The 21,061-nt window shown below is 71.8% G+C and carries 14 protein-coding genes; 10 read left to right on the forward strand and 4 right to left on the reverse strand.

The window, feature by feature from the left end:
- From FFT10_RS27095 to FFT10_RS27115, 5 genes are all read left to right on the forward strand, one after another.
- On the forward strand, positions 1 to 185 hold a 185-nt coding region (locus FFT10_RS27095; protein WP_174246149.1), incomplete at its 5' end, for an ExbD/TolR family protein.
- Between the two features lie 21 nt (positions 186 to 206).
- On the forward strand, positions 207 to 1,718 hold the full coding sequence (gtfA, locus tag FFT10_RS27100) for a sucrose phosphorylase (protein WP_137736012.1): 1,512 nt from the start codon (positions 207 to 209) through the stop codon (positions 1,716 to 1,718).
- A 212-nt stretch (positions 1,719 to 1,930) separates the two neighbouring features.
- Complete coding sequence (locus FFT10_RS27105) at positions 1,931 to 4,477, forward strand: TonB-dependent receptor (RefSeq protein ID WP_137736013.1); 2,547 nt, start codon at positions 1,931 to 1,933, stop codon at positions 4,475 to 4,477.
- Positions 4,478 to 4,591: 114 nt separating this feature from the next.
- Positions 4,592 to 6,106: a tryptophan halogenase family protein gene (locus FFT10_RS27110; protein ID WP_137736014.1), complete on the forward strand. Its 1,515-nt coding sequence runs from the start codon at positions 4,592 to 4,594 to the stop codon at positions 6,104 to 6,106.
- Positions 6,103 to 7,587 (forward strand): glycoside hydrolase family 32 protein, encoded by a 1,485-nt coding sequence (locus tag FFT10_RS27115; protein ID WP_137736015.1) that lies wholly within the window; start codon positions 6,103 to 6,105, stop codon positions 7,585 to 7,587. Before FFT10_RS27110 ends, FFT10_RS27115 begins: the two co-directional genes overlap by 4 nt.
- A gap of 10 nt (positions 7,588 to 7,597) precedes the next feature.
- Here the strand turns inward: FFT10_RS27115 and FFT10_RS27120 are convergent, their stop codons facing one another.
- The 3 genes from FFT10_RS27120 to FFT10_RS27130 are packed head-to-tail and all read right to left on the reverse strand — an operon-like array spanning position 7,598 to position 10,708.
- Positions 7,598 to 8,917, reverse strand: a complete 1,320-nt coding sequence (locus FFT10_RS27120; protein ID WP_137736016.1) for an ABC transporter substrate-binding protein — start codon at positions 8,915 to 8,917, stop codon at positions 7,598 to 7,600.
- On the reverse strand, positions 8,917 to 9,816 hold the full coding sequence (locus FFT10_RS27125; RefSeq protein WP_137736017.1) for a carbohydrate ABC transporter permease: 900 nt from the start codon (positions 9,814 to 9,816) through the stop codon (positions 8,917 to 8,919). Before FFT10_RS27125 ends, FFT10_RS27120 begins: the two co-directional genes overlap by 1 nt.
- Positions 9,803 to 10,708, reverse strand: coding sequence for a carbohydrate ABC transporter permease (locus FFT10_RS27130; protein WP_137736018.1), 906 nt, complete (start codon positions 10,706 to 10,708; stop codon positions 9,803 to 9,805). The genes FFT10_RS27125 and FFT10_RS27130 overlap by 14 nt, the downstream gene beginning before the upstream one ends.
- Positions 10,709 to 10,908: 200 nt before the next feature.
- On the opposite strand from FFT10_RS27130, the gene FFT10_RS27135 reads away from it, so the two are divergent.
- The 5 genes from FFT10_RS27135 to galK all read left to right on the forward strand — a co-directional run bounded on the left by FFT10_RS27135 (position 10,909) and on the right by galK (position 17,791).
- Entirely contained in the window at positions 10,909 to 11,943 is a 1,035-nt protein-coding gene (locus FFT10_RS27135; RefSeq protein ID WP_137736019.1) for a LacI family DNA-binding transcriptional regulator, read from the forward strand.
- Between the two features lie 268 nt (positions 11,944 to 12,211).
- Positions 12,212 to 13,363, forward strand: coding sequence for an ABC transporter ATP-binding protein (locus FFT10_RS27140; RefSeq protein WP_137736020.1), 1,152 nt, complete (start codon positions 12,212 to 12,214; stop codon positions 13,361 to 13,363).
- A gap of 22 nt (positions 13,364 to 13,385) precedes the next feature.
- On the forward strand, positions 13,386 to 15,551 hold the full coding sequence (locus FFT10_RS27145) for an alpha-galactosidase (RefSeq protein ID WP_137736021.1): 2,166 nt from the start codon (positions 13,386 to 13,388) through the stop codon (positions 15,549 to 15,551).
- 3 nt (positions 15,552 to 15,554) lie between these two features.
- Positions 15,555 to 16,598 carry a UDP-glucose--hexose-1-phosphate uridylyltransferase gene (locus tag FFT10_RS27150; RefSeq protein WP_137736022.1) on the forward strand — a complete coding sequence of 348 codons (1,044 nt, stop codon included), beginning with the start codon at positions 15,555 to 15,557 and terminating at the stop codon, positions 16,596 to 16,598.
- A gap of 11 nt (positions 16,599 to 16,609) precedes the next feature.
- Positions 16,610 to 17,791: a galactokinase gene (gene galK, locus FFT10_RS27155; protein ID WP_137736023.1), complete on the forward strand. Its 1,182-nt coding sequence runs from the start codon at positions 16,610 to 16,612 to the stop codon at positions 17,789 to 17,791.
- Here galK and FFT10_RS27160 read toward each other — a convergent pair.
- Positions 17,792 to 21,061 (reverse strand): ATP-binding protein (locus FFT10_RS27160; protein WP_137736024.1); only part of this gene is annotated, 3,270 nt, incomplete at its 5' end. It abuts the gene before it with no gap.

Here is a 21,061-nt window from a genome sequence, read left to right on the forward strand (position 1 = left end):
TCCCCGACCGCGCCACGCTGGAGAACAAGCTCAGCCAGGTCGCCGCCCTGCCCGACCAGCCCGAGGTGCACCTGCGCCCCAACAAGCTCGTCTCCTACAAGGTCGTCGCCATGGTCATGGCCAGCGCCCAGCGCCTGGGCGTCACCAAGATCGGCCTCGTCGGCAACGAACAGTTCATGCAGTAACCCGCGAAGTACGCGACCACCATGAAGAACCAGGTTCAACTCATCACCTATGTCGACCGCTTCGGCGGCGGCGGGCTGGCCGATCTGCAGGCGCTGCTGACCGGCCCGCTGGCCGGCGTGTTCGGCGGCGTGCACCTGCTGCCGTTCTTCCACACCATCGACGGCGCCGACGCCGGCTTCGACCCGATCGACCACACCCGGGTCGACGACCGCCTGGGCGACTGGGGCGACGTGAAGCGGCTGGCCCAGCATGTGGACGTGATGGCCGACGTGATCGTCAACCACATGTCGTCCGATTCGCCGCAGTTCCAGGACTTCGCGGCACGCGGCAGCGCCTCGCCGTACGACGGCCTGTTCCTGACCATGGACGCGGTGTTCCCGCAGGGCGCGACCGAGCGCGACCTGCTGGCCATCTACCGCCCGCGGCCAGGCGCGCCGTTCACCTTCGTCACCCTGGCCAACGGTGAGCGCCGCATCCTGTGGACAACCTTCACCGCCAAGCAGGTGGACATCGACGTGCGGCACCCGCAGGGCCGGGCCTACCTGCTGGCCATCCTCCGCCAGCTGGCCGATGCGGGCGTGACGATGGTCCGCTGCGACGCGGTGGGCTACGCCATCAAGAAGCCCGGCGACAGCTGCTTCATGATGGCCGAGACCTTCGCCTTCATCGACGAGTTCGCCGGCATCGCCCGCGGCCTGGGGCTGGAGGTGCTGGTGGAGGTGCACAGCTACTACCGCAAGCAGATCGAGATCGCGCAGCGGGTGGACTGGGTCTACGACTTCGCGTTGCCGCCGCTGGTGCTGCATGCGCTGTTTTTCGGCACCGCCGCGCCGCTGCAGGCCTGGGCGCGCCAGCGGCCGGCCAATGCCATCACCGTGCTGGACACGCACGACGGCATCGGCATCATCGACATCGGTGCCGATGCCAGCGACCGCACGGCGCGCCCGGGCCTGGTGCCGCCGGCCGAGCTGGACCAGCTGGTCGAGCGCATCCATGCCAACAGCGGCGGCCAGAGCCGCGAGGCCACCGGCGCCGCGGCCAGCAACCTGGACCTGTACCAGGTGAACTGCACCTTCTACGACGCCCTGGGCCGCGACGACGGCGCCTACCTGATCGCCCGCGCCATCCAGTTCTTCCTGCCCGGTGTGCCGCAGGTGTACTACGTGGGCCTGCTGGCCGGCGAGAACGACATGGCGCTGCTGAAGGCCAGCGGCGTGGGCCGCGACATCAACCGCCACCACTACGGCATGGACGAGATCGCCCTGCAGCTGCAGCGGCCGGTGGTGCAGCAGCTGCTGCAGCTGATCCGCCTGCGCAACAGCCACCCGGCCTTCGGCGGGCAGTTCTCGGTGGGCGCCTCGGCAGCCACGGTGCTCGATCTGCGCTGGACCAGCCCCGGCGCATCGGTGCAGCTGGTGGTCGACCTGGCCGCCCGCAGCGCCCGCATCACCAGCCAGGGCAGCGGCGGCGACACCACCTGGCAGCTGGCCGGCCCGGCCAGCCGGGCCGAGGCCTCAATCGTTTGCGGTTGATGCCGGATTTCGCGCCACATCCCCGGCCTGGGGGTGCAGCAGATCACGTAACCCCTCGAAAACCCTAGGAAACAACCGCAACAAACCGATTGAACAAGCCTTCACAATCGTTTGCAATAGAGGCTGAGCAGCGCCCAGTCGCCGCACGCAGGGCCTGAGGGCCCGGCCCCTCGCACCACTGCAACCCGCCCGCCAGACCGTCAGGAGACACGATGCACACCGTCCAACCGTTCCGCCAACCGCGCCACCGGCGCACCCAGATCGCCGCACTGCTGGCCTCGTCGGCCTTCGCCGCGCTGTTCAGCGGCGTGGTCCATGCGCAACAGACCGCGCCGGAGTCCACCACCGCCGAGGACAAGAAGGACACCACCAACATGAACCGGGTGGTGGTGACGGCCACCAGCGCACCGAAGTCGAAGATGCGCAGCTCGGTGTCGGTCACCGACGTCGATGCCGACCGCATCAAGGACTTCGGTGCCCGCACCGAGGCCGAGGTGCTGCTGCTGATCCCCGGCATCCGCACCGATTCCACCGCCGGCTCGGGCGGCAATGCCAACATCTCGGTGCGTGGCCTGCCGATCGCCTCGGGCGGCTCGAAGTTCGTGCAGCTGCAGGAAGACGGCCTGCCGACCGTGCAGTTCGGCGACATGAACTTCGGCAACAACGACTACTGGACCCGCTTCGACAACAGCGTCGACACGATCCAGACGCTGCGCGGCGGTTCGGCCTCGGTGTTCGCCTCGCATGCCCCGGGCGCGGTCATCAACTACCTGAGCAAGACCGGCAAGCAGAAGGGCGGCTCGGTCGGCATCACCCGCGGCCTGAACTACAACGAGACCCGGCTGGACGGCGACTTCGGCATGAAGCTGGCGCCGGATCTGTACTTCCACATCGGCGGCTATTTCCGCGAGGGCGAGGGCCTGCGCCACACCGATGTCACCGCCGTCAACGGCTACCAGCTCAAGGGCAACATCACCAAGGAGTTCAACGGCGGCAAGGGCTATGTCCGCGCCTACGTGAAGCTGCTGGACGAGCATGCGCCCGCCAATGCACAGACCTTCCTGCAGGCCCGGCTGAGCGGCAACACCTACACCGGCTTCAGCAAGGCGCCGGGCTACGACGGCACCCGCGACTCGGAGATGTCGCCGTACAACGCGTCGGTGCTGAGCGTGAACCCGGCCACCGGCGGCGTCGTCACCTCCAGCCTGAACCGCGGCATCACCGTCAAGTCGCAGTCGGTGGGCCTGGAGTTCCGCAACGAGTTCGCCGGCGGCTTCACCGTCGACAACAAGTTCCGCTACGCCGACAACTCCAGCGCCTTCCAGGCCCAGTTCTGGGATCTGCAGACCCTGGGCAACCTGCTGGGCACCAGCGGCCAGACCGCCCGCTACTTCAACGGCCCGAAGGCCGGCCAGGTCGTCACCGCGGCCAACCTGTCGGCCGGCCTGGTCAGCAAGGGCGCGGCCATCAACACCCAGTCGCCGGACATGGGCAACCTGTTCAACGACCTGTCGATCTCGCGCCAGCTGAAGCTGGGCATCGGCACGCTGGACGTCAAGGGCGGCTGGTTCCACTCGCGGCAGAACGTCCAGCAGCGCTGGTCGATCAGCGAGCGGGTGATGGAAGCCGGTCGCGACGGCGCGCTGATCGACCTGTTCGACGGCGCCGGCGCCGCGCTGACCAGCGCCGGCCTGACCGGCTACAACAACCAGTGGGGCTGCTGCGCCCGTGACCTGGACGTCAAGTACACCACCGACGCGCCCTACCTGTCGCTGAACCTGGCCTCGGGCAACTTCGATTTCGACGGCGGCGTGCGCCACGAGACCTTCCGCGCCAAAGGCAGCTATGCCGGCCCGAAGCTGGTGCCCGGCGGGTTGGATGTCAACGGCGACGGCGTGATCGACGGCGCCGAAAAGAACGTCTATGTGGCCGACACCGCGAACGCCAGCAAGCTGGACTACAAGATCAACTACACCAGCTACTCGCTGGGCCTGAACTACCGCGTCAGCAGCGACCTGAGCGTGTTCGTGCGCCAGAGCAAGGGCTACCGCGCGATCGCCGACCGGCTGCTGTACTCGCCGTTCATCGACACCGCCGGCGCGTTGACGGCCTACGGCAAGACCATCGCCGCAGCGCCGGTCAAGCAGTCGGAAGTGGGCCTGAAGTTCCGCGGCCGCACCGACGCGGTGAACTACAACGTGGCGGCCACGGTGTTCCGCGCGACCACCGAGGAATACGACTACGACCAGACCCGCCAGGACGACCCGAGCAAGCCCGGCTTCCAGGGACCGAAGCTCGACGTCAAGGGCTACAAGGCCACCGGCCTGGAGCTGGAGACGGGCGCCACCGTCGGCAACCTGGGCCTGAACGTCAACCTGACCTACTCCGACGAGAAGCTGGCTTCCAGCCTGTTCAATCCGGCGTCGGTGGGCAAGGTGCAGGGCGGCGTGCCGAAGTGGCGCTACACCATCTCGCCGCGCTATGCGATCGGCGATGCGGTGATCGGTGCCACCATCCGCGGCAACTCCTGGGTCTATGCCGACGACAACAACGTGCGCAAGGTCGACGGGCACTACATCGTGAGCGCCTTCGTCAACTACGATTTCGGCCGCAACATCACCGGCTCGCTGAACGTCAACAACCTGTTCGACAAGGTGTACCCGGCGGCAGGCACCGGCTTCGTGGGCGGCAGCACCAGCATCGTTGGCGGCGCCGAGACCGGCCGCACGATCAGCGCGACCGTCAAGTACGCGTTCTGACGCAACATCCACGGCAGCCCACGGGCTGCCACGGATGACCGGCCGGCGGCACGCGCGTGTCCCGGCCGGTTTGCGTTGTGGCGGCCGGCAACGGCACCAGACCAGGAGAGCAGCATGGATCACAACAACCGCAGCCTGCGCCGCATCGTGGTGGTGGGCGGAGGATCGGCCGGCTGGATGGCCGCCGCGGCGCTGTCGCGCGCGGTGCAGCGCGACTGCGCCATCGTGCTGATCGAGTCCGACGAGATCGGCACCGTGGGCGTGGGCGAGGCCACCATCCCGCCGATCCAGACCTTCAATGCGATGCTGGGCATCGACGAAGCCACCTTCATGCGGCGCACCCAGGGCAGCTTCAAGCTGGGCATCGAGTTCGTCCACTGGGGCCGCCAGGGCCACCGCTACTTCCACCCCTTCGGCCCGCACGGCCACCAGTTCGACCTGTCGCCGCAGCACCAGTACTGGCTGCGCAGCCGCCAGCAGCCAGGCGCGGCGGGGCTGGACGACCACAGCATGGCCTGGGCGGCCGCCAGCCGCGGACGCTTCGACAAGCCCTCGCGCGATCCGCGCACGGTGCAGAGCACCTTCGACTACGCCTACCACTTCGACGCCGGCCTGTACGCCCGCTTCCTGCGGGAACTGAGCGAATCCCGCGGCGTGCAGCGGCTGGAAGGCAAGATCGCCCGGGTCGATCTGCGCCCCGGCGACGGCTTCGTGCAGAGCGTGCACCTGGAAGACGGCCGCGACGTGGCGGGCGATCTGTTCATCGACTGCTCGGGCTTCCGCGGCCTGCTGATCGAGGAAGCCCTTCACACCGGCTACGAGGACTGGACCCACTGGCTGCCCTGCGACCGTGCCATGGCCGTGCCCTGCGCCTCGGTGCCCGGCGGCCTGACGCCCTACACCCGCAGCACCGCGCAGGAGGCGGGCTGGCAGTGGCGCATCCCGCTGCAGCACCGCACCGGCAACGGTTATGTCTATTGCAGCCAGTTCATCAGCGACGACGAGGCGGCGGCCAGGCTGCTGCAGCGGCTGGACGGCCCCGCGCTGGCGCAGCCGCGGCCGCTGCGCTTCACCACCGGCCGGCGCAAGCAGTTCTGGAACCGCAACGTGGTGGCCCTGGGCCTGGCCAGCGGCTTCATGGAGCCGCTGGAATCGACCAGCCTGCACCTGGTGCAGTCGGGCATCTCGCGGTTGCTGGCGCTGTTCCCCGACCGGGATTTCGACCCGCTGGTGACGGCCGAATTCAACCGCATCGCGATCAACGAGTTCGAGCGCATCCGCGACTTCATCATCCTGCACTACAAGCTGACGACCCGCGACGACAGCCCGCTGTGGCGGCACTGTGCCGCCATGTCCATCCCCGACACGCTGCAGTACAAGATCGACCACTTCCGCCGCCACGGCCGGCTGGTCAGCGAGGGCAACGACCTGTTCGGCCCGGCCAGCTGGCTGGCGGTGCACATCGGCCAGCACAACCTGCCGCAGCGGCATGACCCGCTGATCGACCTGCGCAACGTCGATGGCGACGCCATCCTCGCGCGCATGCGCCAGGCCATGGCCCAGGCCGCCGAGGCCATGCCCACACACGAGGCCTACATCCGCGCCCACTGTGCGGCCACCCCCGCATGACCGACAGGCCCGACACGCCGGACACGCCCGACACGCCACAGTGGCGGCCGGCCTACCACTTCACGCCGCCGGCGCAGTGGATGAACGACCCCAATGGCCTAGTCTTCCACCAGGGCGTGTACCACCTGTTCTACCAGCACCATCCGCACAGCCGCGTGTGGGGGCCGATGCACTGGGGCCATGCCACCAGCACCGATCTGCTGCGCTGGCAGCACCAGCCCATCGCCCTGGCGCCGGACCACCTGGGCATGGTGTTCTCGGGCAGCGCGGTGGTCGACCACGGCAACCGTGCCGGCCTGGGGCCGCCAGGCAGCCAGCCGCTGGTGGCCGCTTTCACCCACCACGACATGGCCGCCGAACAGGCCGGCCGCATCGACCGCCAGCACCAGGGCCTGGCCGTCAGCCTCGACAACGGCCGCAGCTGGGTGCCGCATGCCGGCAACCCGGTGCTGCCCAACCCGGGGGTGCAGGATTTCCGCGATCCCAAGCTGCGCTGGCTGCCCGACCGCCAGTGCTGGACCATGGCCCTGGCCTGCGGCGACCACATCCGCTTCTACAGCGCGCCCGATCTGCAGACCTGGACCGAGGACAGCCGCTTCGGCGGACCAGGCATCGGCGCCCACGGCGGCGTGTGGGAATGCCCCGACCTGTTTCCGCTGACCAGCGCCGACGGCCGCGCCCGCTGGGTGCTGCTGGTCAGCCTGACGCCGGGCGGACCCAACGGCGGCTCAGCCACGCAGTACTTCGTCGGCGATTTCGACGGCTGGCGCTTCACGCCCGACGATGCGCAGATCCGCTGGCTGGACGGTGGCCCCGACAACTACGCCGGCGTCACCTGGTCGGGCGTGGACGACCGCGCGCTGTTCATCGGCTGGATGAGCAACTGGCAGTACGCCATCCACGTGCCCACCGCGCCCTGGCGCAGCGCGATGACCCTGCCGCGCGAACTGCAGCTGCGCTGGGTGGACGGCCAGCCGCGGGTGGCCAGCCTGCCCGCGCGCGAGCTGCTGGCCCTGCAGCTGCCAGCCACGCTGCAGCGCCAGGGCGTGGCCCTGGGTGCGGCGCCGCTGGACCTGTCACCCGCCCTGGCCGGCAGCGGCGGCTGCTGGATGCTGCACCTGGCCACCGATGCGCTGCGCAGCTTCACGCTGACACTGGCCAACGAGGCGGGCGACCAACTGCTGCTGGGCCACGATGCCGGCAGCGGCGCCTGGTGGATCGACCGGCGTGGCAGCGGCGTCGTCGACTTCCACCCCGCCTTCGCCAGCCGCAGCCACACGCCGCGGCTCACCAGCGACGCTGCCAGCGATCTGCAGCTGTGGCTGGACCACGGCTCGGTGGAGCTGTTCGCCGATGGCGGGCTGAGCGTGCTGACGGCGTTGTGCCTGCCGCGCCAGCCCTGGAGCCGGGCCGCGCTGGCAGCGGCCGACGGCCTGGTGCTGAGCAGCCTGCGCCTGCAGCCGCTGCGCGATCCGCGCTGAGGGCTGGCGCTCAGTTCCCCGCCAGCGCCCGCGCCTTGGCATTGGCCGCCGCCAGCGCCGGCCCGGCGGCGGCGCGGCCCAGCAGCACGCGCTCGATGGCGTTGCCGATCAGCTGGTCGATCTCGGCCGCGTTCTCCACGATCGGCGGCGCAAACACCTGGCTGCGGGCCATCTCGGCAAAGGCGCTGGCATCGACGCCGCGCTGCCGGAACACCGCCAGCGTCTGATCGGCCAGGCCAGCCAGTGCCGGGAACACCGCGCCAGCCGCGGCCAGCTTGCCCTGGCAGCCGGGGCTGGCCAGGTGGCGCACCCAGGCCCAGGCGGCCTCGCGGTGCTTGCTGCCGATCCAGATGGAATCGGCCAGGCCGTTGCGCATGCTGGCCCGCTGGCCGTTGGGGCCGATGGGCATCGGCACCCAGGCGTAGGCCATGCGCAGCTGCCGGGCGTAGTGGCCCAGCATCCAGGCGCCGGCCGGCACCATGGCCACACGGCCGGTGGCGAACAGCGTCTCCACCCCCAGCTTGCCCACCGCCTGCGGCGCCAGCGACAGGCCCTGCGCCGGCAGGCCGGCCAGCCAGGTGATGGTGGCCGCCAGCCGCGGGTCGTCGTAGCGCAGCGCGGCATCCCAGGGCCGGGCCTGGTGGCGGAAGCCGTTGCTCACCGCGAACGGCGCCCACTCGGTCTGGCCGCTCATGCCGCCGGGGCCGGGGTTCTGGTAGCCCACCACCTGCACCCGGGCCTTGTCGAAGCCGGGCTGCAGCGCGTTGCGGCCAGCGGCGTCGCGTGTCAGCCGGGCGATCACCTGGCCGAAGCTGCCGCCGTCCTGCGGGTTCCAGCGCATGGTGCGCAGTTCGTCCAGCATCACGCCCTGGGCGCGGGCATGGTCCAGGTTGACCAGCAGGGCCACGGTGTCCCAGTCCTTGGGCAGGCCGTACTGGCGGCCGTCACGCGCCCAGGGAGCGGCCAGGCCGGGCTCGTAGCGGGCCAGGTCGAGCTGGTCGCGGCGGATGTAGGGCGTCAGGTCCACCAGCTGGCCGTTGGCCACCAGGTCGGGGTACTTCGACAGGTGGTTGGTGAAGACATCGGGCGCGGTCTCGGCCACCAGGCCGGTGGACAGCGTGGTCCAGTAGTCGTCCCAGCCCTGCTGCTGGATGCGGATGCGGATGCCCGGGTGCTGCTGCTGGAAGTCGTCGGCGCACTGCTGGTAGAGCGGGCGCTGGTTGGCATCCCACAGCGCGTAGCGCAGGGTCACCGCCGGCGGGCCGGCGGTCACGGCGGCCGTGCCGATGCACAGCAGCGCGGCAGCCAGCAGACGGGGCAGCCAGGCCATCACTTGCCGCCGCTGTACTGCACGGATTCGACCACCCGCCGGCCGAACACCGCCAGCAGCACCAGGGTGGGCAGCAGGGTCAGCGTGGCTGCGGCCATCAGGCCGGTCCAGTCGGGCTGGCCCTGCGGCGTCTGCGACTTGAACTGCTGCAGGGCCACCGGCAGCACCTGGCTCTCCTCGCCCGGGGCCACGATGAACGGCCAGAAGAACTCGTTCCAGGCGCCGATGCCCGACAGCATGGCCACGGTGGCCAGCGGCGTGGTCGACAGCGGCAGCACCACCCGCCAGAAGATGGTGAAGGGCCCGGCACCATCGAGCAGCGCCGCCTCTTCCAGGTCCCGCGGCAGCGACAGGAAGAACTGCCGCAGGAAGAAGATCGAGAAGCCCGAGAGCAGCGCGAACGGCGCCACCATGCCAGCCATGCTGTTGAGCCAGCCCAGCTGCTTGATGAAGATGAAGTTGGGAATGAACAGCACCACGCCGGGCAGCATCATCGAGCCCAGCACCGCCGCGAACAGCAGCCGCTTGCCCGGAAACTGCAAGCGCGCAAAGGCATAGGCGGCCATCGCGCTGTTGCCGGTCTGCAGCACCACCACCAGGGCAGTGAACAGCAGCGAGTTGCCCAATGCCCGGGCCAGGTCCACATCGGCCCCCGAGCCGCCGACGGCCATGCTCTCGTCGGCGCTGACCAGGCCCAGCACGCGGCGGAAGTTCAGCAGCGTGGGCTCGGCCGGCAGCAGGCCAGTGGCGTTGGCCAGCAGGGCCTGCGGGTGCTCCAGCGCCGTCTTCAGCACCAGCCACAGCGGTGCCAGGGTGATGGCCAGCATCGCGCCCAGCGCCGCCCAGGCCAGCCAGCGGCCCCAGGCGATGGGGGGGCGGGGCGGCTCAGGCCAGGTCATTCTGATCGGCGCGCATGATGCGCATTTGCACCACGGTGTAGGCCAGCATCAGCGCACACAGCACCATCGACATGGCCGAGGCATAGCCCATCTTCAGGTAGCCGAAGGCCGTCTGCACGATGTAGTGCACCACCACCGCGGTGCTGCCGGCCGGCCCGCCCTGGGTGGTGACGGCCACGGTGTCGAAGATCTGGATCGAGCCGGTGACGCTGGTCACCAGCACGAACACCATCACCGGCCGCAGCAGCGGCAGGGTGATGCGGCGGAAGCTCTGCCATTCGCTGGCGCCTTCCAGCGCGGCGGCCTCGTACAGGCTGCGCGGGATGTTCTGCAGCCCGGCCAGGAACAGCATGGCCACCAGCCCCATGTGCCGCCACACATTGACGGCGGCCACCGACAGCAGCGCCTGGTCGGGCCCGGCGAAGAACGGCTGCGGGCCGCTGCCCAGCGCGGTGAGCACATGGTTGACGATGCCCAGCACCGGGTCCAGCAGCCACAGCCAGACCAGCGCCACCAGCACATTGCTCAGCAGGTAGGGCAGCAGCACCACGGCCTTGACGAACAGCGAGCGGGTCAGCCGGTCCATCGCCACCGCCAGGGCCAGGCCCAGCGCCGTCTGCAGCGGAATGTTCAGCAGCACATAGGCCAGCGACAGCTGCAGGCCGTGCCAGAAACGGTCGTCCTCCAGCAGGCGGGCATAGTTGGCCCAGCCGACATCGCGCGGCGGGCGCAGCAGGTTCCAGTCGGTGAAGCTGATCTGCAGCGCCCGCACCGCCGGCCAGCCGTAGAACAGCACCAGGCCCACCACTGCCGGCAAGAGCATGGCCCAGGCGGTCCAGGTCTCGCGCGCGGCCAGCACCTGACCCAGGCCGGCCCGGCGGCTGCGGTGCATGGCGGACGGGGCATGGACAGGCATTGCTAATATTATTAGCGTCGACGCGACACACGGCCCTAGGGCAATCACCAACAGGGCAGCGAATATCTGCACCCGTGAACAGTGCTTGATTACCATTGGCCCGCCACCCTGCTGACCGCCATCGTCCTGCCGTGCCTGCCCGTCCCCCTGCCCCGCCGCCGCCCCGCCGGCCGACCATGACCGACGTGGCCCAGGCCGCCGGCGTGTCGCAGTCCACCGTCTCGATGGTGCTCAACCAGATGAGCGGTGCGCGGCTGTCGGCCGCCACCCGCAGCCGGGTGCTGGAGGTCGCCGCGGCGCTGGGCTACCGCCTGCCGCGGCCCGCGGCGCCGGTGACGGCGGCCGCGGCCGCTGCGCAGCCGGCGCGCCAGGTGATCGGCTACCTGGTCGACGAGATCTCGACCAGCCCGCACCCGGTGGTCAGCGTCGACGGTGCACGCGATGCCGCCTGGGAGCAGGGCTGCCTGCTGCAGGTGGCCGTCACCCGCAACCACGCCGGGCACGAGGCGGCGCTGATCGCCGCCTTCCTGGCGCAGCCGGGGCTGCTGGGCATCGTCTACTCGACCATCTTCACCCGGGCGGTGGTGGTGCCCGAGGCCCTGCGCAGCGTGCCGCTGGTGCTGCTGAACTGCCACGACGCCAGCAGCACGGCGCCGAGCGTGGTGCCCGGCGAGGTGGCCGGCGGCCACGCCGCCACCGAGCGGCTGATCGCCGCGGGCCACCAGCGCATCGGCTTCATCAACGGCGAGCCCTGGATGGAGGCGGCGCAGGACCGCTTCAAGGGCTACCGCCGTGCCCTGGCCACCGCCGACCTGCCCTTCGACGCCGCCCTGGTGCGCGATGGCGACTGGATGTCGGGCACCGGCTTCGACGCCACGCTGTCGCTGATGGCCACGCCGCGGCCGCCGACGGCGATCTTCTGCGCCAACGACCTGATGGCCCTGGGTGCGCTGGAGGCGCTGAAGCAGCTCGGCAAGCGCGTGCCCGAGGAGGTGGCCCTGGTCGGCTACGACGACCAGGAGATCGCGCGCCACACCCACCCGCCGCTGACGACCATGGTGCTGCCCAACTACGAGATGGGCCGTGCTGCGGTGGAGACCCTGCTGACCCAGGCGCAGCGCCCACCCGGCACACCAACGGCCCGGCGCACGCTGCTGAAGATCGACTGCCCGCTGGTGGAGCGCGAGACGGTGGAGCGGCGGGCGGGTTAGGGCTCGTTGCGGACGTTTGGTTCTGCACGGTCGCGCCGGGCCGGGAGGGCCTGCTTTGCTCCATGTCCCCCGTCCTACACGCCGCAAGCGGCGTGTAGGACGGGGGACATGGAGTCGGCCAGGTACCCGCCGGCCTCGGCCCCGCGCCGAACGTGGCAAGTCGGGGACTTCCGCAACGAGCCCGAACCCCATCCACGGGTTATCACCATCGGATGCTAATATTATTAGCAGCACAATCCACACTCCACAGCAGCCGCACCACCACGCCATGGCCAGCGTTGAACTCCTGACGGTGCAGAAAGCCTATGGCGATCTGCCGCCGGTCATCCGCGACGTCAGCCTGCAGCTGGCCGATGGCGAGTTCTGCGCGTTCGTGGGGCCGTCGGGCTGCGGCAAGTCCACGCTGCTGCGCATGGTGGCGGGGCTGGAAAGCCTCTCCGGCGGTGAGCTGCGCATCGGCGGAAAGCGCATGAACGAGACCCCGCCCGCCCAGCGCGGCGTGGCGATGGTGTTCCAGAGCTACGCCCTGTTCCCACACATGACGGTGCGCGAGAACCTCAGCTTCGGCCTGGGCCTGGCCGGCGTGCCCAAGCCCACCATCGCCGCCAAGGTGGCCGAGGCCGCCCGCGCGCTGCAGCTCGATGCCCTGCTCGACCGCAAGCCCAAACAGCTGTCGGGCGGCCAGCGCCAGCGGGTGGCCATCGGCCGCGCCATCGTGCGCGAGCCCGGCGTCTTCCTGTTCGACGAACCGCTGTCCAACCTGGATGCCGCGCTGCGGGTGCAGACCCGCTTCGAGATCGCCCGGCTGCACCGCCAGTACGGCCGCGCCAGCACCATCTACGTGACGCATGACCAGGTCGAGGCCATGACCCTGGCCGACCGCATCCTGCTGCTCAACAGCGGCACCGATGTCGCCCGGCACGGCAGCGTGGCGCAGTGCGGCGCGCCGCTCGATCTGTACCACCGGCCGCGCAACCGCTTCGTGGCCGGCTTCATCGGCTCGCCGAAGATGAACTTCCTGCCCGCCACCCTGGTGGCCGCCACGCCGGGCCTGGCCACGCTGCAGCTGCCCGGCGGCGAGCAGATCACCGCCGAAGTCGATGCCCGGCGCCTGCCGCCCGGCGCGCCCTGCACCCTGGGCATCCGGCCCGAGCATGCCGAGCCCGGCACCGCCGGCCAGCACCTCGTGCGCGCGCTGCTGTGGCTGGAACGACTGGGCGAGGCCACCTACCTGTACCTGGACAGCGGCACCCCCGGTGAGCCCTGGGTGGTGAAGGCACCCGGCCCCACCACCGCCCGCCCCGGCCAATGCGTGCCGCTGCGCCTGCCGGCCAGCGCGCTGCACCTGTTCGATGCCGACGACCAGGCCCTGCCGCGCTGCGCCGACACCGCCGACCTGCCGCTGCCCAGCGCCGCCTGACCGACCGACCACGAGACCGCCCATGTCCCACCCGGCCCCGCCCAGCGCACCTGCTGAATTCCTCGTCCTGCATGGCCGCCACAGCAGCCTGGTGCTGGAGCACCATGCCGACGAGGCGCCGATCTGGCGCTACTGGGGTCCGCGCCTGCCCGACGGCGCCACACCGGGCGCACCGCTGCGCGACGGCCGCCCGTTGCCCAGCTTCATGCTCGACTTCGACCAGCCGCTGACCGCCGCGCCCACCTTCGGCGTCGGCTGGTTCGGCCAGAGCGCGCTGCTGGCCCACCGCGCCGGCCAGCAGTTCGCCCAGGCCTTCAGCGCCTGCACGGTGGAGTGGGTGCACCCCGGCCGCGCCCTGGTGCTGCACCTGGCCGACCCGGTGGCGCAGATCACCCTGCGCCTGGCGCTCACGCTCGACGCCGCCAGCGATGTGCTGACGCTGCACAGCACCCTGACCAACACCGGCACCGACGTGCTGGACGTGCAATGGCTGGCCGCCGGCACGCTGCCGCTGCCCGGCCGCTGCGACAGCGTGCGCAGCTTCGCCGGCCAGCACATGCAGGAGTTCATGGCCATGACCGACCCGCTGACGCGCAGCCTGTGGCGGCGCGAGAACCGGCGCGGCCGCACCACGCAGGACTGCTTTCCCGGCGCGGTGGTCACCACGCCCGGTGCCACCGGCGATGCCGGCCTGGTCTACGGCGCCCACCTGGCCTGGTCGGGCAACAGCCAGCAGACCATCGAATGGCTGGCCGATGCCCAGTACCAGTGGCAGTTCGGCGAATGGCTGGCACCGGGTGAGGTGCGGCTGGCGCCGGGCGCACAGCTGCAGTCGCCCCAGCTGCTGGCCAGCTGCAGCACCCAGGGGCTGGACGGCCTGGCCGCCAACTTCCACGCCGCGCTGCGCCAGCGCATCACCTGGCCCGGCGGCAGCATGCGGCCGCGCCCGGTGCACCTGAACACCTGGGAAGGTTTCTACTTCGACCTGGAACCCAGCAAGGTGATGGAACTGGCCGATGCCGCCGCCGCGGTGGGGGTGGAGCGCTTCGTCGTCGACGACGGCTGGTTCCACGGCCGCCACCACGACCGCGCCGCGCTGGGCGACTGGTGGCCCGATGCCGGCAAGTTTCCGCAGGGCCTGGGCCCGCTGGTGGCCCATGTCAACGCGCTGGGCATGGAGTTCGGCCTGTGGGTGGAGCCGGAGATGGTCAACCCCGACAGCACCCTGTTCCGCACCCACCCCGACTGGGCGCTGCAGCTGCGCGGCCGGCCGCTGATCACCGCGCGCAACCAGCTGGTGCTCGACATCGCCCGGCCTGAAGCATCGGACTATCTGTTCGACAAGATCAGCGCCCTGCTGGCCGCCCATGCCATCGGTTACCTGAAGTGGGACCTGAACCGCGACCTCACCACCGCCGGCCTGGCCGACGGCACGGCCGGCTACCGCGCCCAGGTGCAGGCCGCCTATGCGCTGATGGCCCGGCTGCGCGCGGCGCATCCGCAGGTGGAGATCGAGAGCTGCTCGGGCGGCGGCGGCCGCATCGACTTCGGCGTGCTGCAGCACTGCCACCGCGTCTGGGCCAGCGACTGCATCGACGCGCTGTCGAGGGTGGACATCCAGCGCGGCTTCCTGCAGTTCTTCCCGCCCGAGATCATGGGCGCGCATGTGGGCACGGCGCCGGCCCACACCACCGGCCGCACCCAGAGCCTGGGCTTTGCCGCCGCGGTGGCCCTGCCCGGCCACTTCGGCATGGAATTCGACCTGCGCCAGCTGCAGCCCGCTGCCCGCGACGAACTGGCGCACTGGGTGGCGCTGTACAAGCAGCTGCGCGACCGCCTGCACACCGGCCGGGTGTGGCGCGGCGAGGCGGGTGACGGCCTGGTCTGGCAGGCGCATGGCGATGACGACGCGGCCGACCTGCTGCTGTTCGTCTACCGCACCGCACCCACCACCCACCGCTACATGCCGACGCTGCGCCTGCCCATGCTCGACCGCAGGGCCGCCTACCGCATCACCCAGTTGGCCCATGGCGGTGCCGGCCACGCCTGGGGCAGCGCGCCGCTGCTGGAGGCGATGCAGTCGGCCGACGGCGCGGTGCTGCACGGCGCCTGGCTGGCCGAGGCCGGCCTGCCGCTGCCGCGCACCCAGGCCGAGCACGCCCACATCCTGCGCTTGCAGAAGGTCTGAGCGATGTTCGACCCCACCGACCACAGCCACCGCCGCCGCAACCCGCTGACCGGCCAGTGGGTGCTGGTGAGCCCGCACCGCGCCAAGCGCCCTTGGCAAGGCCAGCAGGAAGCGCCCGACGACACGCCCCAGCCGGCGCACGACCCCGGCTGCTACCTGTGCGCCGGCAACCTGCGTGTCACCGGCGAGCGCAACCCGGCCTACACCGGCACCTTCGTCTTCACCAATGACTTCGCGGCGCTGCAGCAGGACGTGCCGGCCACCGCGCCGCCGGCCGATCCGCTGTTCGACCTGCAGCCCGCACGCGGCACCAGTCGGGTGATCTGCTTCTCGCCCGACCATGGCAAGACCCTGCCCGAGCTGCCGCTGCCGGCGCTGCGCGGCGTGGTCGACACCTGGTGTGACCAGAGCGCCGAGCTGGGCGAACGCTACCCCTGGGTGCAGGTGTTCGAGAACAAGGGCGCCCTGATGGGCTGCAGCAACCCGCATCCGCACGGCCAGGTGTGGGCCAGCGATTTCCTGCCCAACGAGGCCGCCACCGAGGATGCCCACCAGCGCGCCTGGCTGGCGCAGCACGGCCAGCCGCTGCTGCTGGCCTATGCCGCGAAGGAAGCGGCCAGCGGCGAGCGGGTGGTGCTGGCCACCCGCCACTGGCTGGCGGTGGTGCCCTGGTGGGCCACCTGGCCGTTCGAGACCCTGCTGCTGCCGCGCTTTGCGGTGCAGCGCCTGCCGCAGCTGGATGCGGACCAGCGTGATGACCTGGCCACCGCGCTGCGCGGCCTGACAACCCGCTACGACAACCTGTTCCGCACCTCCTTCCCCTACTCGATGGGCTGGCATGGCGCGCCCTTCGGCAGCGACACGCCCGCCGACACCGCCCATTGGCAGCTGCATGCCCACTTCTACCCGCCGCTGCTGCGCTCGGCCTCGGTGCGCAAGTTCATGGTCGGCTTCGAGATGCTGGCCGAGGCCCAGCGCGACCTGACGCCCGAGCAGGCCGCCCAGCGCCTGCGCGAGGCCGGCGATGTGCACTTCCGCGCCCCCTGACACTGCCCGCCATGCCGCCAGACCGCCCCACCTCCCCGCTGCTGCCCGCGCTGCTGGCCGGCTTCCAGGCCCGCTTCGGCGCCGCGCCCACCACGCTGGCGCAGGCGCCGGGCCGGGTCAACCTGATCGGCGAGCACACCGACTACAACGACGGCTTCGTGCTGCCCTGCGCGATCGATTTCCACACCCTGGTGGCCGCCCGCCCGCGCAGCGACGGCCAGGTGCGGGTGCTGGCGCTGGACCTGGATGGCGCCGGCGACAGCTTCCGCAGCGACGCCACCATCGTGCACAGCCGCACCGCGCCCTGGGCCAACTATGTGCGCGGCGTGGTGCGCGGGCTGCAGCAGGCCGGCCTCGCGCCCAGCGGCGCCGACATCGCCATCACCGGCAATGTGCCGCAGGGCGCCGGCCTGTCGTCGTCGGCCGCGCTGGAGGTGGCGCTGCTGCACGCCTGGCAGCACCTGCAGGGCCTGAACGCGCTGGACGCCACCCGCATCGCCCAGCTGGCGCAGCGGGCCGAGAACGACTTCGTCGGCTGCCGCTGCGGCATCATGGACCAGCTGATCAGCGCCCGCGGCCAGGCCGGTCATGCGCTGCTGATCGACTGCCGCAGCCTGCAGGCCCGGCCGGTGCCGCTGCCCGCCGGCGTGGCGGTGATGATCGTGCACAGCCGGGTGCAGCGCGGCCTGGTCGACAGCGCCTACAACGAGCGCCGCGCCCAGTGCGAGGCGGCAGCGCGGCACTTCGGCGTGCCCGCGCTGCGCGATGTGTCGCTGGACCGGCTGCAGGCCGATGGCGCCGGGCTGGAAGCGCTGGCCTGGCAGCGTGCCCGCCACATCGTCACCGAGAACGCCCGCACCGAGGCGGCGGCCCAGGCCCTGGCCGCCGGCGACCTGGTGGCCATGGGCCGGCTGATGGCCGAGTCGCATGCCTCGATGCGCGACGATTTCGCCATCACCGTGCTGGCCATCGACCAGCTGGTGACCATCCTGCAGCAGGCCATCGGCCCGGTGGGCGGCGCCCGCATGACCGGCGGCGGCTTCGGCGGCTGCGTGGTGGCGCTGCTGCCGCAGGACCGGGTGGACGCTGCCCGCGAGGCGGTGGCCCGCCAGTACCGTGCGCCGGGTGGCGAGGCGGCCGTGGTCTGGGTGTGCCAGGCCCAGGCCGGCGCCGCGGCCGGGCCGGCCGGCTGATCAGGCGGCGGCCAACGCCGCCCGCAGCGCACGGGCTTTTTGCAGGTCGGCGGTGCCGGCACCCTCGGGCACCGCGGCCAGCGCGCCGTCCAGCAGCGCCAGCGCGTCCGCCGCACGCCCCTGCGCCGCCTGCAGCGGCGCCAGCGAGACGGCAGCCCGCAGCGCCAGGCCCGGCAGGGCCAGCTGGCGGGCAGCGGCCAGCGCATCGTGCAGCCAGGGCCGGGCGGTGGCATCGCCGCGGCCGGTGGCGCGCATCAGTTCGCCCATCAGGCGCAGCACCTCGGGCTCGAAGTAGCGCTCGCCATGGCGGCCGACCAGCGCATGCGCCTCGGCCACCAGCGGCAGGGCCTCGTCGGGCCGGCCGGCCAGGGCCAGGCCCTCGGCCTGCAGCACCGCATAGAACGGCCGCGTCACCACCGCGCCGGTGGCCGCCCACTGGGCATGGCCCTGCGCCATCTCGGCCAGGCCGGCATCCACCTCGCCCAGCGCGGCGCGCAGCCGGCCGTGCAGCACCCGCGCATGGGCCAGCCACTGCACGAAGCCGCCGGCCTCGCACACCGCGATGGCACGGCGCGCAGCCAGCAGGCCCGGCGCCGGTTCGCCGCGGAAATGGTGCGCCACCGCCAGGAAACCCAGCGCCTGGCCCAGGCTGAACGGGTGCTTCAGCTGCTCTGCCAGGGCCACGCCCTGGCGGGCACGGGCCAGGGCCTCGTCGGCGCGGCCCATCTCCCACAGCGCCCAGGACGAATAGCACAGGCACATCACGCCGGCGTCCTGCACCGTGGTGGCGCGGTGGCCGGCGCGGTGGTAGTCGGCCAGGCAGCGGTCGGTCAGCACCACGGCCTCGGGCAGCCGGCCCTGGTGGAACAGGATGTTGGCGTGGGCCCAGCTGGCCTGCAGCCGGGCCTGCGGATCGGGCGCCTCACCCAGGCTGGCGGCCACGTCATCGGCGATGGCCTGGGCGCGGGCGAAATCGCCGCGCATGAAGTGGTAGCCCTCCAGGCCCAGCCGCAGCTTGTGCAGCGCCGCCAGATCACCCTGGGCCTGGGCCAGGCCCAGCGCCCGGTCGTAGACGGCGCCGACCTGTTCGGCGCCATAGCCCTGGGTGGCGATCAGCAGGCCCGACTGCAGCAGCAGCAGGCGCAGCTCGATCGCATCGCGCTGGCCGGGGGCGGGGGCGTCGGCGCCCTCGGGCGGGCGGGCCAGCAGGGCCAGGGCGCGCTTCACATGGGCGGTGGCCTCGTGGTGGGCGCTGCGGCGGGCCGCATGGCGGGCGGCGCGCTCCCAGCCGGCCAGGGCCTCGGCCCACAGGCCGGCCTGCTCCTGGTGCAGGGCCAGCAACTCGGGCTGGCTGTCGCACAGCGGACCGAAGTGGGCCTGCAGCACCGCGGCGATGGCGCCATGCAGGCGGCGGCGGTCACGCTCGAGCATGCTCTGGTGGGCGGCATCGCGCACCAGCGCATGGCGGAAGCTGTAGACCCGCTGGTCGCCCTGCTGCTCGGCCGTCAGCAGGCCGGCCTGCACCAGGGCCGACAGCAGCGGATCCAGCGCCGGCAGGTGGATGGGCGAGGCGGCATGGGCATTCACCGCCTCGATCAGCGCCTGCGGAAAGGCCCGGCCCAGCGCCCCACCCACCTGGGCCGCGCGCTTGGCCTGGGGCAGCTGGTCCAGCCGGGCAGTGAGCAGATCCTGCAGCGTGCCGGGCACGGCATCGCGCAGCAAGCGGGCGATGTCGTCGCCCGGGCGCTGGGCGGCCAGCGCGGCCGCCATGCGGGCCGATTCCTCGATGAACAGCGGCACGCCGTCGGCACGCGCGGCCAGCCACTGGGCCAGCGCGGCATCGTTGAGGGTGCCGCCGCTGGCGCGGCGCAGCAGGTCCTGCGCGGCCTCGGGGCCCAGGCCGCCCAGGCGCAGCATCGGCACCGCAAAGCCGCTGGCGGCGGCATCGTCGGGGCTGCCGCGCAGCGTCAGCAGCAGCAGCACCCGCTCATGGCGCGGGCCGGCGATCAGGCGGTGCATCAGCGCGCGGGTGGACGGGTCGGCCCACTGCACGTCTTCCAGGATCAGGCAGACCGGCGCCTGGTCGGCCAGCACGGTGCTCACACGCGCCAGCAGGTCCATGGTGAGCTGGCGGCGGCGCTCGGCCGAGCCACCGCCGGGGATGGGCGGCAGCACCTGGGCCGGCACGTTCAGCAGCGCGCCCAGCAGCGCCAGCGCATGCGCAGCCTCGGGGCCGGTGGTGATCTGCAGCGCCCGCAGCCGGGCCAGCTGCAGCGCCGGCGGGTCGCCCTCGTGCACCCGCAGCTGGCGGCGCAGCAGGTCGATCAGCGGCTGGAAGGCGCTGCTGGTGGATTCAGGCGCGCAGCGGCACTCCATGGTGCGGAAACCGCGGTCGGCCAGGGTCTGGCGCAGTTCACGCACCAGGCGGCTCTTGCCGATGCCGGCCTCGCCGTGCAGCAGCAGCGTCTGCCGCTCGCCGGCCACCGCGGCCTGCCAGTGCTGCAGCACCTGGGCCAGCTCGGCCTCACGGCCGATGAAGGGGGTGAGGTCGGCACGGCTGTCGAAGCGTTCGGTGCCCAGCACCGGCCTTTCCTTCACCGCGCGCCACACCGCACCGGCCTCCTCGAAGCCCTTGAAGCGCGGGTTGGCGTCGACCAGCTCGAAGTCGAAGCGCTCGCCGGCGATGCGCCGGGTGGCCGTTCCCACGTAGACCGCGCCGGCCGGTGCCGCCTGCTGCAGCCGCGCCGCATGGTGCACCGCCGCGCCCACCGGCTGGCCGTTGCGGATGACCACCCGGCCGGTGGAGATGCCGATGCGCAGCTGCAGGCCCAGCTCGTCGACCGCCGCGGCCAGCGTCAGGCCGGCGCGCACCGCCATGGCCGCCGCGTCCTCGCTGGCGACCGGGTGGCCGAAGTAGCACATGAAGCCGTCGTCGCCCTGCGGGTCGTCGGCCAGGCCGGCATGGGCGCGCGCCACCTGCGCCACCTTCTGGTGGTAGAGCGTCAGGCGCTCGCTGTACTCCTCGTCGCCCAGCTCGTGCATCAGGCGGGTGGACCCCATCAGGTCGACCGACAGGATGCTGACCTGGCGCACATCGTCGTCGGGCACGCTGGCGGCCAAGGCAGCGGACTGGAACACCGCCTCGCCATGCAGCCAGGCATCGCCACCCGGGGCGCCGGCGCGGCGCGCGGCCTGGCGGGCGGCCTGCGCGGCGCGGGCGATGGGGGCGCCTTCGGCCAGGGCCCGGCCCAGCGCATCGCGTGCGGCCTG

Origin of the sequence: Pseudaquabacterium pictum, from assembly GCF_005403045.1 — a bacterium.
GTDB classification, from domain to species: Bacteria; Pseudomonadota; Gammaproteobacteria; order Burkholderiales; family Burkholderiaceae_C; genus Pseudaquabacterium; species Pseudaquabacterium pictum.

Bases quoted from the DNA above. Each gene is read 5' to 3' on its own strand.
- FFT10_RS27120 (WP_137736016.1), bottom strand. From the start codon at position 8,917: ATGGCCTGGCTGCCCCGTCTGCTGGCTGCCGCGCTGCTGTGCATCGGC.
- FFT10_RS27135 (WP_137736019.1), top strand. From the start codon at position 10,909: ATGACCGACGTGGCCCAGGCCGCCGGCGTGTCGCAGTCCACCGTCTCG.
- galK (WP_137736023.1), top strand. From the start codon at position 16,610: ATGCCGCCAGACCGCCCCACCTCCCCGCTGCTGCCCGCGCTGCTGGCC.
- FFT10_RS27125 (WP_137736017.1), bottom strand. From the start codon at position 9,816: ATGACCTGGCCTGAGCCGCCCCGCCCCCCCATCGCCTGGGGCCGCTGG.
- FFT10_RS27140 (WP_137736020.1), top strand. From the start codon at position 12,212: ATGGCCAGCGTTGAACTCCTGACGGTGCAGAAAGCCTATGGCGATCTG.
- FFT10_RS27150 (WP_137736022.1), top strand. From the start codon at position 15,555: ATGTTCGACCCCACCGACCACAGCCACCGCCGCCGCAACCCGCTGACC.
- FFT10_RS27105 (WP_137736013.1), top strand. From the start codon at position 1,931: ATGCACACCGTCCAACCGTTCCGCCAACCGCGCCACCGGCGCACCCAG.
- FFT10_RS27130 (WP_137736018.1), bottom strand. From the start codon at position 10,708: ATGCACCGCAGCCGCCGGGCCGGCCTGGGTCAGGTGCTGGCCGCGCGC.
- FFT10_RS27115 (WP_137736015.1), top strand. From the start codon at position 6,103: ATGACCGACAGGCCCGACACGCCGGACACGCCCGACACGCCACAGTGG.
- FFT10_RS27110 (WP_137736014.1), top strand. From the start codon at position 4,592: ATGGATCACAACAACCGCAGCCTGCGCCGCATCGTGGTGGTGGGCGGA.
- gtfA (WP_137736012.1), top strand. From the start codon at position 207: ATGAAGAACCAGGTTCAACTCATCACCTATGTCGACCGCTTCGGCGGC.
- FFT10_RS27145 (WP_137736021.1), top strand. From the start codon at position 13,386: ATGTCCCACCCGGCCCCGCCCAGCGCACCTGCTGAATTCCTCGTCCTG.